Source organism: Dysgonomonas sp. PH5-45 (genome assembly GCF_029893235.1).
Lineage (GTDB): Bacteria > Bacteroidota > Bacteroidia > Bacteroidales > Dysgonomonadaceae > UBA1309.
Genome location: NZ_JARXWE010000013.1, coordinates 1 through 15,224, shown reverse-complemented (window position 1 = coordinate 15,224; position 15,224 = coordinate 1). Strand labels below are relative to the sequence as shown.

At 43.8% G+C, this 15,224-nt stretch carries 16 protein-coding genes; 13 read left to right on the top strand and 3 right to left on the bottom strand.

Annotation, left to right across the window (positions count from 1 at the left end; translation table 11 throughout):
• Positions 1 to 22: 22 nt before the first annotated feature.
• Positions 23 to 970, bottom strand: a complete 948-nt coding sequence (locus M2132_RS06300; protein ID WP_280672483.1) for an ABC transporter substrate-binding protein — start codon at positions 968 to 970, stop codon at positions 23 to 25.
• Positions 971 to 1,474: 504 nt separating this feature from the next.
• Between M2132_RS06300 and M2132_RS06295 the strand changes: the two genes are divergently transcribed.
• The 5 genes from M2132_RS06295 (at position 1,475) to M2132_RS06275 (ending at position 8,505) form a co-directional block, all read left to right on the top strand.
• On the top strand, positions 1,475 to 3,865 hold the full coding sequence (locus tag M2132_RS06295) for a TonB-dependent receptor (protein WP_280672485.1): 2,391 nt from the start codon (positions 1,475 to 1,477) through the stop codon (positions 3,863 to 3,865).
• Between the two features lie 227 nt (positions 3,866 to 4,092).
• A complete protein-coding gene (locus tag M2132_RS06290) occupies positions 4,093 to 5,271 on the top strand; it encodes a PepSY domain-containing protein (RefSeq protein ID WP_280672487.1) in 1,179 nt (392 codons plus the stop codon).
• 178 nt (positions 5,272 to 5,449) lie between these two features.
• Positions 5,450 to 6,286: an AraC family transcriptional regulator gene (locus M2132_RS06285; RefSeq protein ID WP_280672489.1), complete on the top strand. Its 837-nt coding sequence runs from the start codon at positions 5,450 to 5,452 to the stop codon at positions 6,284 to 6,286.
• An 84-nt stretch (positions 6,287 to 6,370) separates the two neighbouring features.
• Entirely contained in the window at positions 6,371 to 7,576 is a 1,206-nt protein-coding gene (locus M2132_RS06280; RefSeq protein WP_280672491.1) for a multidrug effflux MFS transporter, read from the top strand.
• A 107-nt stretch (positions 7,577 to 7,683) separates the two neighbouring features.
• Positions 7,684 to 8,505, top strand: a complete 822-nt coding sequence (locus M2132_RS06275) for a DUF5672 family protein (RefSeq protein ID WP_280672493.1) — start codon at positions 7,684 to 7,686, stop codon at positions 8,503 to 8,505.
• A 92-nt stretch (positions 8,506 to 8,597) separates the two neighbouring features.
• On the opposite strand, the gene M2132_RS06270 is transcribed toward M2132_RS06275, so the two are convergent.
• Complete coding sequence (locus tag M2132_RS06270) at positions 8,598 to 9,071, bottom strand: MarR family winged helix-turn-helix transcriptional regulator (RefSeq protein WP_280672495.1); 474 nt, start codon at positions 9,069 to 9,071, stop codon at positions 8,598 to 8,600.
• Between the two features lie 184 nt (positions 9,072 to 9,255).
• On the opposite strand from M2132_RS06270, the gene rpsF reads away from it, so the two are divergent.
• From rpsF to rplI, 3 genes are read left to right on the top strand one after another with little or no spacing between them, the layout of a single operon-like run.
• Complete coding sequence (rpsF, locus tag M2132_RS06265) at positions 9,256 to 9,603, top strand: 30S ribosomal protein S6 (RefSeq protein WP_280672497.1); 348 nt, start codon at positions 9,256 to 9,258, stop codon at positions 9,601 to 9,603.
• Positions 9,603 to 9,872, top strand: coding sequence for a 30S ribosomal protein S18 (rpsR, locus tag M2132_RS06260; protein ID WP_280672516.1), 270 nt, complete (start codon positions 9,603 to 9,605; stop codon positions 9,870 to 9,872). The genes rpsF and rpsR overlap by 1 nt, the downstream gene beginning before the upstream one ends.
• A gap of 24 nt (positions 9,873 to 9,896) precedes the next feature.
• The gene (gene rplI / locus M2132_RS06255; RefSeq protein WP_280672499.1) at positions 9,897 to 10,340 is read left to right on the top strand and encodes a 50S ribosomal protein L9; all 444 of its coding nucleotides are present in this window, start codon (positions 9,897 to 9,899) and stop codon (positions 10,338 to 10,340) included.
• Between the two features lie 94 nt (positions 10,341 to 10,434).
• Here rplI and M2132_RS06250 read toward each other — a convergent pair whose 3' ends face one another.
• Positions 10,435 to 11,088, bottom strand: a complete 654-nt coding sequence (locus tag M2132_RS06250; RefSeq protein ID WP_280672501.1) for an ABC transporter ATP-binding protein — start codon at positions 11,086 to 11,088, stop codon at positions 10,435 to 10,437.
• A gap of 114 nt (positions 11,089 to 11,202) precedes the next feature.
• On the opposite strand from M2132_RS06250, the gene M2132_RS06245 reads away from it, so the two are divergent.
• The 5 genes from M2132_RS06245 (at position 11,203) to M2132_RS06225 (ending at position 15,078) form a co-directional block, all read left to right on the top strand.
• The gene (locus M2132_RS06245) at positions 11,203 to 11,883 is read left to right on the top strand and encodes a TatD family hydrolase (protein ID WP_280672503.1); all 681 of its coding nucleotides are present in this window, start codon (positions 11,203 to 11,205) and stop codon (positions 11,881 to 11,883) included.
• Between the two features lie 76 nt (positions 11,884 to 11,959).
• Positions 11,960 to 13,015, top strand: coding sequence for an asparaginase (locus M2132_RS06240; RefSeq protein WP_280672504.1), 1,056 nt, complete (start codon positions 11,960 to 11,962; stop codon positions 13,013 to 13,015).
• The gene (locus M2132_RS06235; protein WP_280672505.1) at positions 12,999 to 13,493 is read left to right on the top strand and encodes a YkgJ family cysteine cluster protein; all 495 of its coding nucleotides are present in this window, start codon (positions 12,999 to 13,001) and stop codon (positions 13,491 to 13,493) included. The genes M2132_RS06240 and M2132_RS06235 overlap by 17 nt, the downstream gene beginning before the upstream one ends.
• Positions 13,490 to 14,491: a phospholipase A gene (locus M2132_RS06230; RefSeq protein ID WP_280672506.1), complete on the top strand. Its 1,002-nt coding sequence runs from the start codon at positions 13,490 to 13,492 to the stop codon at positions 14,489 to 14,491. Before M2132_RS06235 ends, M2132_RS06230 begins: the two co-directional genes overlap by 4 nt.
• 194 nt (positions 14,492 to 14,685) lie before the next feature.
• Complete coding sequence (locus tag M2132_RS06225) at positions 14,686 to 15,078, top strand: hypothetical protein (RefSeq protein WP_280672508.1); 393 nt, start codon at positions 14,686 to 14,688, stop codon at positions 15,076 to 15,078.
• Positions 15,079 to 15,224 lie beyond the last annotated feature (146 nt).

Here is a 15,224-nt window from a genome sequence, read left to right as displayed (position 1 = left end):
AGACAGGGAAAGGTTCGTTTTTTTATTTCACAAATTGACCGTCTACAAGGCTTGCCTTGTCGAAGCCCGCGTCTATCAACCCTCTGGCGGCAAGCCAGTCTGTAACGAGTTGCAGGTCTTTATCGGTAGGCACTTCCGCTTTTGTATAAACAGGCAGTTTGACAGAGGGGATGATTTCTTTTTTGAAGCGGAGATCCTTTTCCAGAATATCGGCAATGTCGTTTACGGTATGCGTTTTCAGATAATCGACACCTTTGTTGTAGGCCGCGTACATGCGCTTTATGGATTCGGCTTTTGTGTTGATAGCTTCTTCCTTAAACATAATGCCTGTGATGGCAAACCGGAGGCTGTCGTTCGATACAAGCACTTTCGCCCCTTCGCTTTGTGCCATCAGTGCAAAGGGATTGGGCAACCCTGTTGCGTCTATCTTACCGTTCATCAGCATCTCGAAACGGATAGGTATTTTGTTTATCTCAACCTTGTGTATGTCTTTTGCTGTCATCCCTGCCGAAGCCAAAGCCATATCCACGCAGTAGTCTATAACCGTGTTTTGAGATACGGCCACTTGTTTGCCCCGCAATCCGGCAAGGTCGTTAATGCCAGAATTCTTGCTGGCCACAATATAAAAAGGGGCATCGCATTTTGAGGTGAGCTTTAGGGGTATCCCTCCGGCTTTTTGCAAAACGGCTCCCGTATAGTCTATTACCACTCCGTCAACGTTTCCGCTCTGGAAGGCGGCATCGCGCTCGTTGGCCGAGTAAAAGTTCTGAATAGTGATGTCAAGCCCTTCTTCCTCGAAGTAGCCCTCGCGCTGGGCAACTGCCAGCGGCAGGAAGTCCATCGACGGCATAACCCCTACCGTAAGCGCGGGCAAGCTTCCGGTCGATTGGTTGCTCGTTGTTTTGTTTTTGCACGATGCTAACAGCAGAGCCACGGTGCAAACAAGAAAAATGTAAACTGTTTTTTTCATTTTAGCCTGATATGTTTGTTATTCTACGTGCAAAAATAGGAAATATAGGCATATGTATGAGACAAAAGACAAACTTTCTGCAAAACGCTAAGGCTTACCCCCTTCAAAACACCTACCCGTAGTGCATTTAGAGAGTCTTTGTCAAATAATTTATTATAAACATTTTATAGCATTTTCTCTGTTGTCATGTTGAACGATAGTGAAACATCTCTTCTGTGTCAAAAGAGATTCTTCCCTGCGGTCAGAACCACAAAAAGAAATCAAAAATCACTTTTAGGCCACTCTCTTTATCGCTTATTCAAGATCCTTCGTTACACTCAGGATTACAGATAACGAGCTTTTTATTTCCTAAATGCACTACGGGTAAATACCTATAAATAATTATCAGAGGGGGGGTGATAGGTGTGTTATTCATCATTTTTTGCGATTGTATTATCGGCGGGCAGTACAGACCTTTGCAGGGTGTTTTTATAAATAATTTTAAGCTAACATTAAATAAAAAAAATGTGTAAGAAAATCCAATTATTATTGATTGCTTTTTTGTTTTGCATCACCTCTGCACCGGCGCAGGTGGTGAAAGGAAAAGTACTGAACGAAAAAGGCGAACCTTTGGTTTATGCCACCGTGTTTGTGGATGGAACAAACAATGCTGTTTCGACCAACGAAGACGGTAAATTCCGGCTTAAACATCTGCGCCCCGGCGAAGCAAAAATAACCGTTTCCTTTATAGGGTATCAGAATAAAACCCTATCGGTAAAACTTGCCAAGGGGCAGGATGCTACTCTCACCTTCAACATGGAGGTAAGCAATACTTTAGACGAAGTAGAGGTGTTTGGCGAACGCTACAAGCAGCCCGAAAAACTGGATGCCATAACCCGCATGCCTCTGCGCCCGAGCGAACAGATACAGAGCATCTCCATTATTTCGGAAAAAGTTATTGCCCAACAGGGCGCTCTGACTATAACCGATGCTGTGCGCAACGTTCCGGGGGTAACGCTTTTTGGGTCGTACGGGGGTGTAAAGGAGAGTATGTCTTCGCGCGGGTTTCGGGGTATTCCCGTACTGAAAAACGGAGTGCGTATGGATTCGCAGTTCCAGACGGCTTCGGGCATAACCGACATGCAGGGTGTTGAAAGCATACAGATGATTAAGGGGTCGGCAGCCGTTACGCAAGGCGTTATAACCGACTTGGGTAATGCGGGCGGTGTTATCAATGTAGTAACCAAAACCCCTAAGTTTGTGAATGGCGGCGAAGTATCTGTCCGTACAGGCAGTTGGGGGCTGCTGCGTGCTACTGCCGATTATCAGTCGGTTCTTGACAAAAACCGTACGGTTGCTTTCCGTATGAACGGGGCTTACGAGCGTTCGGACAATTACCGCCCTGTGGTATCGGCCGATAAGGTTTATGTGAACCCTTCGTTGGAATGGCGTCCCGACGATAAAACAACCATTAATTTGGAGATGGACTATCTGAACAGCAACGCAACCCCCGTAACAAGTACCGTTAACTTTGCCGGGCAAGACGTAAACGCCCTTTATGAAATGCCGCACAATAAGTTTTTGGGGTTCGACCAAGATAATGTGAACACCAAACTGACAACTTATTCCGCCCGCATTAACCGCAAGTTGAACGACCTGTTCAGCCTAAGGGCTACGTATATGGGTTCATCGTACAAAGTGGATAATACTTCAACCTCTTTAGGGCTTATAAACAAAAGTAACGAATCGCCCTTGAGAACACGTACAATAGGCCGTTCTTTGAGGAATGACAAAAACTCAACTTTCCAGTTAGATTTTGTTGGTAAAGACGTATATACGGGCTCGGTGAAACATACTTTTCAGGTAGGATTCGATTACAGAACCGCGAATGCAACTACACAAAACCTTGGCGAATGGTTAATTGATACCATTGATGTAATAAACACAATACCCGGCAACAAAACACCTCAAAAACTTCCGGCAGACACTCCTGCCAGTGCGCCTGTTGTGAGTAAATATAGTACTTATGGCATTATGGCACAAGAAGTGATGACCATCAACAAATACGCAAAAGTGATTCTGGGGTTAAGATATAGTTCTATATCCACAACAAATGCAACGATTGGAATGACAAGGGATGATGCTTGGGACCCTAATGTTGGAATCATGGTTAGCCCGTTCGAGAACGTGAATCTCTTTGGGTCGTTTACAACAAGCACCAGCTTACGCAGCGCGGCCAATGTGTTGACAGACAGCGTTACAAAAGCGGGGCCTTCGCGAACAAAGCAGTGGGAGTTCGGCATCAAGTCCGATTGGCTGGACAACCGCCTGCGTTTTAACTTCACTTACTTCCATATCCGAACCGACAATCTCACTAATTCGGAATATCGCCCCAATTCAAACATTTCTACCGGATATTATTATAAGGCGGGCGATTTAGTACGCGATGGTATAGAAGTGGAATTGAACGGACGCATCCTCGACAACCTGCAAGTGATGCTTGGATATGCTTACCTGAACGCCCGTTATAAAAACAGCCCTTCGTACGTAGATGGCTCAGCTCCGATGAACGCTCCTAAGCATACGGCAAACGGGTGGGTGCAGTACACTCTCGATAAAACAGCGCTCAAAGGCTTGTCGTTGGGTGTGGGTGTATATTATGTAGGCAAACGCCCTGTAAACGAATATAGCCTGAAACCAGACGGACACGGAAATATGGGCGGAACCAAACCTTTCGATATGCCGGCCTATACAACGGTTAACGCACAGTTGGGATATACTTACAATAAGCTGACGGCACGGGTATTTGTCAATAATATATTCAACAAGTTGGGCTACAACGCTTACTTCCGTGGCGGATATATCAATCAGATAGCCCCTTGTAATTTATCGGCAACAGTGTCTTATAGGTTTTAATCACTATTAATTGTTATCATAATATATAAAAAATCATTACTTTTGGTGATTGTGGCCTTCAATTATATGCCCGACATTTGTAGTGTAAATATTAGGTGCAAGACTTAATTTATAAATTTAGACTAACTTTGATATAGATGTTGCCGGTATTATAATCACGATAATACCGGCTCATTTTTTTTAAGCGATTTTAGTCAATAGGAACAAAATACAATACATATAACATTATGAGAACTTTTTTCAAACTGGTGCACAAATGGCTGTCTATACCGGCAGGTATAATCATTTTCATTGTCTGTTTGACCGGCAGTATCCTTATCTTCGAGAAAGAGATACTGAGGCTTATATACCCCGAACGCTATGAGGTAGAAAGCGCGGGGCGAACGCCTTTGCCCCTGAGCGAACTTATACCTATGGCAAACAAACAACTGAAGAATAATTCGGTTGCGGGTATCACCGTTTCGTCCAACCCTAACACAACTTATACCATCCGCCTCTCGGAAGGTTTCCGTTCATCGGCCTTCATAGACCAATATACAGGCAGGGTTACGGGGGTATATATGTATAACGAAGGCTTCTTCTATAAAATGCTCACCTTGCATCGTTGGCTTATGGACGGCAGCCGCACATGGGGAAAATATACGGTTGGTATTTCTACCATCCTCTTTGTGGTGATACTGATAAGCGGGGTTGTGGTATGGGTTCCCAAGAAGGGGCGCAAGTGGAAGTCGCGCTTCGTTGTCACTGCCAAAAAAGGCCGCCGCCGGCTTTACTACGACCTCCACGTTGTTTTGGGGATATACGTTTGCATATTCCTGCTTGTATGTTCTCTGACGGGGTTGATGTGGTCGTTCCAATGGTATCGCGACGGTGTGTTTTCGTTGTTTGGTGCTGAGGCCAAAGTGGAATCGGCGCATGGAGGCAAAGGTGGCAACCAGAATGGCAAGGGCGGTGGTGCTGGAGGCAAAGGCAAAGCCGCAGGCGAAGGCCGGAAAGGTAAGGCCGGAAATCGTGCCGAAAAACAAGAAAGCATCAATATAGCGCACTGGGACGATGTTTTGGCAGAACTGCAAATAAGCGTGCCCAACTACAAAACGATATCCCTTCAGGATGGTTCGGCAAGCGTTCTTACAAAAGACGCTCCCCATTTGCGGGCAAACGATAGTTACAGATTTGATGCCCAACAGGGCAATATTACCGAGGTGTCACTCTATAAAGATGCCGAAAAGGGGTCGAAAGTCATGCTTTGGGCATACAACCTGCATGTGGGCGCTTATGGGGGTATCTGGACAAGGATACTTACCTGTATAGCCTGTCTGATAGGGGCAAGCCTACCCATAACGGGATATTATCTGTTTTTTGTGAAAGAAAAACGCAAAAAGGATAAAAAGGCGACAACGAACTAACCGAATTTAAATGATTGAGTGGTACGGTGGTTACCACTCTTCATTGTCTCCGGGCAAGCTGTCCGTTCTGATAGCTTGCTCCAAACCGTCGACAGAGGCGTGCCTGCATTTTTTCTGTGTCCTTAAAACTCTTTGTAGTATATTTGTTGGGAGTTAAGCTGATTAACGTATATGGAAAATGGATAATAAGAAGAAAGCAACACCGGGCGGCTTGCGCGATAAACCTTTTGTCGATATTTTCTTTTTGGAAAGTATGGACGAAACCATTTTCTACAATTATCAGCGGTACGATTTCTACCAGTTGCTTTGGTTCAAAAAAGTGGGAAGCGACAACAGATACCTTATCGACTTCCGCGAATATGAAGTGGCCGACAATCAGGTGGTAGTAGTTTTTCCCGGACAGATAGACCGTTTGAATATACAGGGAAAGGAAGGCGTGCTGTTTGCCATACACAACGATGTGTTTTTCAGGATAAACCAACACCTGAAGTCGCCTTACCTAAGTGGCTACCTGTCGAATATTTTTATTGACTTAGACCAGAGGACAACCAATATACTGAACACGATTGTAGAGCTGATTCTGTTGGAACGCGAAGCCGCAAACCGGCTGACAATCATGGAAACGTACACCGAAGCTTTTCTTTTTCATGTCGCGTCTCTGTTCGAAACAAAGAACCAAAGGATAAAGGTCGATTCGCTGGTGGCCGAGCTGATGAGGCTCATAGACCGTAACTTCATCCATGAGCGCGAAACCTTGTTCTATTCCAACCAATTGGGTATCACTCCCAAAAAACTGAATCAGGCTTGCATCCGGGGGACAGGCAAAACCCTGAAACAACACCTGCAAGAACGATTGGTGCTTGAAATAAAAAAAGAAATACGTATGGGGCAAAAAAGCCTCAAGGAGATTGCCTTCGACCTCCGCTTCAACGAGCCTGCATACTTTACCCGTTTCTTCAAACAACATACCGGATACACCCCCACACAGTTCAAAGAGCAAGAATCGGTCTTATAAGTCCAAGTATTTGTCCTATTTGTGTAAGCGCATGCCATTTCTACTTTCTTACTTTTGCATTCTGTTTTTTTAAAGTAAACGAAAATGAAGAATCTCAGCATCATGCAATGGGTTGTAATAATTATCCTGGCACTGCTTACAGCTCTTGAACCGCTAAGTATCGACTTGTATCTCCCCGGATTTATTCCTATGTCCAATACATTTGGCGTTCCCCTGTCGACGGTACAGATTTCGCTGTCGACCTTTTTGGCAGGCTTTGCCATCGGGCAATTGCTGTGGGGACCTTTGGCCGACCGCTTCGGGCGAAAAAAGCCGATTTTGGCTTCGCTCTTTATTTTTATCATCGCTTCCGTTGCCTGCATATATGTGCGGGATATCCATCAGTTGTGGGTGGTGCGTTTTGTACAGGCAATAGGCGGTTGTGGCGGGGTGGTTATCTCCCGTGCTGTGGTTACCGACTATTTTGACAAAACAAAAACCCTGAAAATATATTCGCTGCTGGCCGTGATTATGGGTGTTGCCCCTATCATTGCCCCTTCTATCGGGAATGCCGTTCTTTCGTTTTTCAACTGGCAGGCCTTGTTTGGGACTCTTGCGGCCTTGGGTGCGGTTATATTTATTTTCACCCTGTTCTTTCTTCCGGAAACAGGCGGGGGCAGTTTGCGGGTTGAACAGAAAAATGTTTTCAGAAGCTATCTGGAAGTTCTGAAAGTGAAAAAGTTTGTGGTGTATTCCATTGTAGGCGGTATAGCCAATGGCGCACTGATGCTTTATGTATCGAACGGGCCGTTCATTATTATGGAAGAAGGGGGCTTTGACCGTAATGCCTTCAGCGTGATTTTTTCGGTAAACGCACTCGGATTGATGGTAAGTTCTTACCTGACGGGTGTTCTTCAGAAATATATGTCAACACCCAAGCTGGTGAAGTATTCGCTCGTGTTTATGTTCGCGGTGAGTGTTTTCCTGCTGTCTTTTATGTACCTGAAGGTAAGCGTTTATCCGGTATTGGTGCTGTTATTTTTGTATGTTTTCCCGATAGGCGTTCTGTTTTCGGCCTCAACCGAGCTGGCTATAACGCCCTTCAGCGGAAGCAGCAGCGGTACGGCTTCGGCGCTCTTTGGGTCTATACAGCTTGGCGTATCGTTTGTTTGCACCCTGCTTTTCGGGTTTGTAAACAATGGCACGATGACGGTTGTGGGCTTGGCTTTCTTTTTGTGTAGCCTGACGGGGCTGTTTACCGTATACGGCCGATTCAGCTATAAGGAAGAAAGCGAATGCCCTGCGATGTAGGATGATACAAAGTTAAAATCATTACTTGCCTTGCGATAATTGCAACAATTCGTTATGTCTTTGTCGATTGTTGTGTATATTTACACGGAATTTGTACATAATCGAGAATGACATATACGTATTTATCGAAGGCTGTAGTAATACCAGTCTACAAAGAATCGGTGAGCCATAATGAAATTATTTCGCTTTCAAGATGCTTTGAAATTTTAGGAAAAAACCCCATTGTTTTTGTCTGCCCTTTAGGGTTAGACCTTACCGAGTATTATGCTATTGGAGATAAGCATCGGGTGTCGATAAGCAAAGAAGAGTTTGAACCTTCTTTTTTTGAGGGCTTGGGTGGCTACAATCGTTTGATGTTGAGCAAGGCTTTCTATGAGAGGTTTTGCCAATACGACAGGATTCTTATTCATCAAACGGATTGTTTTGTTTTTAGCGATAGTTTTGACTACTGGTGCAACTTCGATTACTGTGGCGCACCTTGGATATTTAATACTGAGGCAAAACATGTTGCAGCCAACCTATTTATTTTGTCGGTGAGGCGATTCCTGAAAAAAATATTATCGAAACCAAACCATTGGGATACCGTACAATACAAGGTGGGTAATGGGGGGTTTTCGATAAGGAATCCTAAACGGTTTGTTGAGGTAATAGGCCAATTTGAGAAAAACGGAATAATTGAAAGATATAGAAATCCGGCCTCACATTACTATATGGAAGATGTTTTTTGGGGTGTGGAGGTCAATCGTAGCAGTAGCCGAACGTTAAAGGTGCCGGGCTTCAGTAAAGCTCTTGAATTTTCTTTCGAAAGCCTGCCTTCTGTTTGTTATGGCTTAAATAAGGAACGATTGCCTTTTGGCTGTCATGCGTGGGCAAAATACGATATCAATTTTTGGAAACCTCACATCAATAAGTTGGGCTATGAGTTATAGCCGGATTTAACGAATCCGAAAGAAAACACCCAAACAACATACAATACAGGGGGCTTTTACTTAATAGGTTGTAAAATCTATTGAGTTTCTGTTTATGGTTTACGTGGATTGTCGCCCAAGGCTTCCTGCACGTTGTCGAAAATCAGTTTGAGTACGGTTTTCACCCTTTCCAAGCCTTCGGCGTTTATGCCGATAAGGGCATCGTGCATGGTGGCTTGCATAGCCCGCCGGGCAGCCGGTTGAATGCCGCGGCCTTTGTCGGTCAGATAGATGAGGTTTGAGCGGCGGTCGTTGGGGGGCGTCAGCCGGAACACAAAGCCCTGCTTCACCAGATTGTCAATGAGGCGCGTCATGCTTGGCTTGTCTTTGAAGGTGGCCTCGCATAGCTTTTGCTGAAGCACACCGTCTTCCTTCCACAGAAAGTAAAGCACGCTCCATTGTTCAGGTGTAATGTCCAGCCCTTCTTTACGGAAGTTACGGAACATTTTCCGGTTTATGGCCGTAGATACTTTTCCGTTGATGATAGGGAAAATGTATTCCAGGTCATTGTCGATGTATTCTTCCATAACTTTTAGGTTTATTTTTTTTTGAGTGAAAATTATTCAAGCGGATACTTACGGATACAAATTTAAGATAACAAATTGTTTTTAGCAAGCATATTTTTTTCTTTGACAGTTGGTTTGTAAGCAAAAAAGGGCTACTTTTGCACCTCAAAACTTTATTTGTTTAATTAATTTAATTATATCATTTATGAATAATTATGAAACCGTTTTCATTTTAACTCCCGTTTTATCTGACGTTCAGATGAAGGAAGCGGTAGATAAGTTCAAGACTATTCTTACTAATGAAGGCGCGGAAATCGTGAACGAAGAAAATTGGGGCCTTAAAAAACTGGCTTACCCAATTCAGAAAAAATCGACAGGATTTTATGCCTTCCTTGAGTTTAAAGCCGATCCTACTGTGATTGAAAAACTGGAGCTTAACTACCGTCGCGACGAGCGAGTGATCCGTTTCTTGACATTCCGTCAAGACAAGTATGCACACCAGTATGCAGAAAAGAGAAGAAGTCTTAAAACAACAACTAAATCAGAAAACTAATCATGGCACAACAATCAGAAATCAGATATCTGACTCCTCCTTCAGTTGAAGTGAAAAAGAAAAAATACTGTCGCTTCAAAAAAAGTGGTATTAAATATATCGATTACAAAGATCCTGAATTTTTGAAGAAATTCTTGAACGAGCAAGGTAAGATACTTCCTCGCCGCATCACCGGAACTTCTTTGAAATTTCAACGTCGTATTGCTCAGGCAGTGAAGAGAGCCCGTCATTTGGCTTTGCTTCCTTATGTAACTGATTTAATGAAATAATTTAAAGAAGAGGAGAAAAAGACAATGCAAGTAATATTAAAAGAAGACGTAACGAATCTGGGATTTAAAGATGATGTTGTAACAGTGAAAGACGGTTACGGACGTAATTATCTGCTTCCTCAGAAAAAAGCGGTGATAGCAACCGAATCGGCAAAAAAAATGTTGGCCGAAAACCTGAAACAACGTGCCCACAAATTGGAGAAAATCAAACAAGACGCGCAAGACCTTGCTGCTAAGCTTGACGGTGTATCTCTAACTATCGGTACAAAAACCAGCTCAACAGGTACTATCTTTGGTTCTGTTACCAACATTCAGATTTCTGAAGCTTTGGCAAAACAAGGATTTACTGTCGACAGAAAATCTATCGTTATCAAAGATTCGGTAAAAGAAGTTGGTTCTTACAAAGCTATTGCCCGACTTCACAAGGAAGTTTCGGTTGAAATTCCTTTCGAAGTAATTTCTGAATAAGAAGAGGAAAAAGCTTAAAGCAAAATATATATGCAAAAAGAGATTGCCCACGAGCAATCTCTTTTTTTATGTAGAAAATATATAGCTTTTACTCTTATTCCACAATCATCCCGTCTTTTATGTGGATGATGCGGTCGGTCATTTTGGCGAGTTCTTCGTCGTGGGTAACAATGACGAAAGTTTGCCCCAACTTGTCGCGAAGTTCAAAGAACAGCTTGTGCAGCTCCACTTTGTTTTCGGTATCGAGGCTTCCCGATGGCTCGTCGGCAAGTATCACCGCCGGATCGTTTATTAGGGCACGGGCAACGGCCACCCGTTGTTTTTCGCCGCCCGACAGCTCGTTGGGCTTATGCTCCGAACGGTCTGCCAGCCCTAACAATTCCAGCAATTCTTTGCTTTTCTGCTTTGCTTCCCGTTCTTTCTTTCCGGCTATCAGAGCGGGTATCATCACGTTTTCGAGAGCGGTAAATTCGGGCAACAGTTGGTGGAACTGAAAAACGAAGCCTATATTCTTGTTTCTGAACTCAGAAAGTTTGCTGTCGCTCATCCTTGACACTTCCTGCCCATTAATGGCAACCGACCCTGAGCCGGCTCTGTCGAGCGTGCCTATAATTTGCAAAAGGGTGGTTTTGCCTGCACCGCTTGCGCCAACGATGGCTACAATCTCGCCTTTGTTCACACTCAGGTCTATGCCTTTGAGCACTTGCAGTTGGTCAAATTTTTTTGTTACTCCTTTTACCCGAATCATATTTTAAGTGAAGTCTGTTTGAAAATTAAATGTATGCAAAAATATGAATAATATTAATTATTTACGTAGTTTCTTATTAAATTAGCGGACGTATTTCAACAGTTAAACTTATTTATGGACCTTTATGACGTACACACCCACTCAGCGCCCCTTCCCTCGGACGATGATGTGGAGCCGGAGGGGAAGAAGATAAATTACATACTTGATGTTTACCCTCTCGGTTTTGAAGATGCCAAAGATATGGCATCGCTCAATTGTTTTTTTTCGTGCGGAGTACACCCTTGGTACTCGGAAGACGCACAGCCCCAGCTCGATTTTCTGAAAGAGATAGCCAGCAATCCACGCATTATTGCCATCGGCGAGGCCGGCTACGACAAGCTGAAAGGAGCCGATATAGAAACCCAACGCACCGTTTTTGAGCAGCAAATACAGCTATCCGAACAGTTGCACAAACCCCTTATTATCCACTGCGTGAAGGCTTGGGACGATTTGTATGCCTCGTACAGGAAATACAACCCCCGCCAACCTTGGATTTTACACGGATATAGGGGTGGTGAGGAATTGACCCGGCAGTTGCTCGACATGGACGTGTATTTTTCGCTTGGCGCGAAATACAATAAAGATTCGCTGAGGGTTATTCCTACCGACAGGCTATTGTGTGAAACAGATACCCAAAACTGTACAATTGAAGAAATTTATGCAGATATTAGCGCGGCTTTAAATATACAAATGCTCGATTTTTCCGAAAAAATAGAGCAAAATGTCAGGCGTATATTCCCCCAGTTTGCTGTTTAAGGACTGTTTTACATCATATTAATATGAATATTGCTGAAAAAGGATTAACTTTGTGTTTCACGATTAAATGCTGGTTATGGTTGATTCTAATGTAAGTATCCTATTAATATATACGGGTGGAACCATAGGAATGGTTGAGAATAATGTAACAGGTTCTCTCGAACCTTTTAATTTTAGCCATATAGATAGTAATTTCCCTGAATTGCAGGAACTTAAATTTAAGGTCGATACGGTTGTTTTTGACCCTGTTATCGACTCGTCCGAAATCAGCCCCAAACACTGGCAAAAGCTGGTAGGCATCATAGAAGAGTATTACGAACGCTACGATGGTTTTGTTATCCTTCACGGAACCGATACGATGGCATACACCGCCTCGGCATTGAGTTTTATGATACAAAACCTGAACAAACCCATTGTGCTTACAGGTTCGCAGCTCCCTATCGGAAAATTGCGGACGGATGCGAAGGAAAACCTGATAGCTGCCTTAGAGATAGCCGCCGAAAAAGACTCGCAAGGCAACCCGATGGTGCCCGAGGTGACTATCTTTTTCGAGAATTGCCTGATGAGAGGTAACCGCAGCAGCAAGATAAACGCCGATAACTTCAAAGCATTTAAATCGTACAACTATCCATCCCTTGCAAAATCGGGTATAAAAATCCGTTACCAAAGAGGGTTGATTCTGAAGCCCGAACCACACACAAGAGTGAAGTTCCATTACGAAATGAAGAACCGTATCGTTATCTTGAAGTTGTTTCCCGGAATGGAACAGAGCATCATAGAAACAATACTGGGCTTGGAGTTGGTCGAGGCTGTTATCCTTGAAACATACGGCTCGGGAAACGCTCCCCGGAAAGAGTGGTTTTTAAAAGCCTTGCAAACCGCCGTGAAACGGGGCGTAATCATAGTCAATATAACGCAGTGCGAGATGGGCTGTGTAGACATGCAACGCTACGAAACGGGGCACGAACTGCTCAAGGCAGGGGTCATCAGCGGATTTGATATGACTTGCGAAACGGCTGTAACCAAACTCATGTTTCTGATGGGCTGCGGCTACTCGCGCGAGGAGGTGATAGCAAGGATGCGTACGCCTTTGGCTGGCGAGATTACCAGACCCGATGAAAGAGATGTGTGACGGCAAATATGCCGACCTTGAACAACGGGCCGAAAAACTGACGCCTCATTTAACTCTCTTTTATAAAAAGAACAAAAAACGGCTCGAAAAAATGGACAACCTTGTCCATGAGTTGCACCAAGAACATTCTGCCGCCATCAATTGTTTAGAATGTGCCAATTGTTGCCGCTGCTTAGGGCCTGCAATTTACGATAAAGATATAGAACGGATGGCTAAAGCCTTGCGGATGAAGCCGGTTGATGTAGTGACAAATTATCTGCGGATGGACGAAGACGGCGATTATGTTTTCAACACCATGCCTTGCCCCTTCCTCATGCCCGACAATTATTGCTCCATATACGAAGCCCGTCCCAAAGCATGCCGCGAATATCCGCATACCGATAGGAAAAAGTTTTTCCAGATATATAAACTTACGGTTAAAAATATATCGACCTGCCCCATAGCCTTCGAGGTTATGGCTCATTTAATAGAGGAATGAAAATCAAGATAATCAAAATAATGAACAAAAGGTATTTACTTCTGTTCGCATTGCTTGTTTGCTGCTTGTCGGGCACGTTAGCCCAGACGGAAGCTGAGGCCGACTCGTTGAGGTCGGGACGGGAAAAATCCCTTCCTTTTCTCACTCAAGACTCTGCGCTTATTTACCGGAAAGCCCATAAGGATTCGCTGTCGGTGTTTAAGCAAAAAACGCACGAGTTGATGGGTACGCTCTTCAAGCCCGACCCGCAATTGAGGGCCGACAGTGTGTTTAAAGCTTTTGACGATACCCCCTCGTTTGGTATCTATAAGAACAACTATATTACGGTGGGTACAACGCTTTTTAAAACGCCAACGGCCTACAACTCGGACGCGAAGTTCCAGATAAGCGTCATGCAACGCCTCACAAACAGTGTGCTGCCCTTCCGCACCTATCTGTTCCTGACATACACCCAGTTGGCGTATTGGAATATTTTTAGGGAGTCGTTTCCTTTTGGCGATATCAACTTCAATCCCACTCTCGGTATTGGTAGGGCTTTGGTTTATAACAACCGCTTTGTGGGAACATTGGGTTTGCAGCTCGAACATGAGTCGAACGGTAAGGATGGCCCCGATTCTCGTAGTTGGAATAAGGTCAGTTTTATGGCCTTGCTGAAGTTTAACCGCAACTGGACTTTTCAGACAAAGGCTTGGATTCCCATTGTTGACGGGAACAACAACAAAGATATTGTCGATTACAAAGGATGGGGCTTCATGGCTGTCGATTTCAACCATAAATCGCGCTACAACATCGGGCTTATCGTTACTAAGCGTGGTGGAAGCAATCTTAATGCAAACGTAACGCTCAACTGCTCTTTCAGGATTACGCCAAAATCGAACCAATACTTATTCCTCGAATATTATAACGGCTATGGCGAAGAAATGCTCAACTATAAAGAGTTCCGCCAACGAATCCGTTTAGGCTTTGTAATAAAACCAAACTTCCTGTTCTTCTATTAAGCGAAAATCTGTTTTTCGATGTTCCTCCTTTTTTTTGAGGGTAGATAGGAGAGTATTGACTATTATTCTTAATTTATATTAAATATTAACTTGTTTATTAATCTTTTTGCAAAACATTTCATCTTAGATAGCAGAAAATAAACCGCAATCCGCACGGGTGTGGCTCGTCAGTCTAATGAAAAAAATACATGATAATGAAACACAAAATTTTACTTCTTTTATTTATCTTTCCTTTATTTGCCGCCAAATGCGAAGGGCCATTTCCTGAGGACGACAGCGTTATTGAAGAATATGTGGTTGGCAACTGGACGCTCACACACGTAAACGAAGGCGAGGGTTTTGAGGAAATATGGCACAACCAAAGGTCTAATTATATAATATTCTATCAGGACGGGACTTTCGAGAGTAGCGGATACTTTGGCAATACCGGTGGTTATTATTACATACAGGATGGCATAATAGAATGCTCGGCCGATGACCGAAGGCACATGCGCTTTAAGGTATGGAGCATCTGCTACAACAAGATGGAAGCCAGTCTTTATGAAGACGGTTACGACACGGTGAGGATAAAAATGAAAAGACGGTGAGGTTGATGCGCCCCCGCAGGTCAACATGCCTCAACCGAGGGGAAGCAAAAAAACTTAACGACTATGGATTGGAAATCCATAGGTTAGATTACGAATAAAATTCGTGTGAGTGTCGACTATAAGTCGATTAAAAAGCGATAACTAAA

Excerpts from the sequence above, each read along its gene's own strand:
- M2132_RS06300 (WP_280672483.1), bottom strand. The coding sequence starts at position 970 with ATGAAAAAAACAGTTTACATTTTTCTTGTTTGCACCGTGGCTCTGCTG.
- M2132_RS06295 (WP_280672485.1), top strand. The coding sequence starts at position 1,475 with ATGTGTAAGAAAATCCAATTATTATTGATTGCTTTTTTGTTTTGCATC.
- M2132_RS06290 (WP_280672487.1), top strand. The coding sequence starts at position 4,093 with ATGAGAACTTTTTTCAAACTGGTGCACAAATGGCTGTCTATACCGGCA.
- M2132_RS06285 (WP_280672489.1), top strand. The coding sequence starts at position 5,450 with ATGGATAATAAGAAGAAAGCAACACCGGGCGGCTTGCGCGATAAACCT.
- M2132_RS06280 (WP_280672491.1), top strand. The coding sequence starts at position 6,371 with ATGAAGAATCTCAGCATCATGCAATGGGTTGTAATAATTATCCTGGCA.
- M2132_RS06275 (WP_280672493.1), top strand. The coding sequence starts at position 7,684 with ATGACATATACGTATTTATCGAAGGCTGTAGTAATACCAGTCTACAAA.
- M2132_RS06270 (WP_280672495.1), bottom strand. The coding sequence starts at position 9,071 with ATGGAAGAATACATCGACAATGACCTGGAATACATTTTCCCTATCATC.
- rpsF (WP_280672497.1), top strand. The coding sequence starts at position 9,256 with ATGAATAATTATGAAACCGTTTTCATTTTAACTCCCGTTTTATCTGAC.
- rplI (WP_280672499.1), top strand. The coding sequence starts at position 9,897 with ATGCAAGTAATATTAAAAGAAGACGTAACGAATCTGGGATTTAAAGAT.
- M2132_RS06250 (WP_280672501.1), bottom strand. The coding sequence starts at position 11,088 with ATGATTCGGGTAAAAGGAGTAACAAAAAAATTTGACCAACTGCAAGTG.
- M2132_RS06245 (WP_280672503.1), top strand. The coding sequence starts at position 11,203 with ATGGACCTTTATGACGTACACACCCACTCAGCGCCCCTTCCCTCGGAC.
- M2132_RS06240 (WP_280672504.1), top strand. The coding sequence starts at position 11,960 with ATGGTTGATTCTAATGTAAGTATCCTATTAATATATACGGGTGGAACC.
- M2132_RS06235 (WP_280672505.1), top strand. The coding sequence starts at position 12,999 with ATGAAAGAGATGTGTGACGGCAAATATGCCGACCTTGAACAACGGGCC.
- M2132_RS06230 (WP_280672506.1), top strand. The coding sequence starts at position 13,490 with ATGAAAATCAAGATAATCAAAATAATGAACAAAAGGTATTTACTTCTG.
- M2132_RS06225 (WP_280672508.1), top strand. The coding sequence starts at position 14,686 with ATGAAACACAAAATTTTACTTCTTTTATTTATCTTTCCTTTATTTGCC.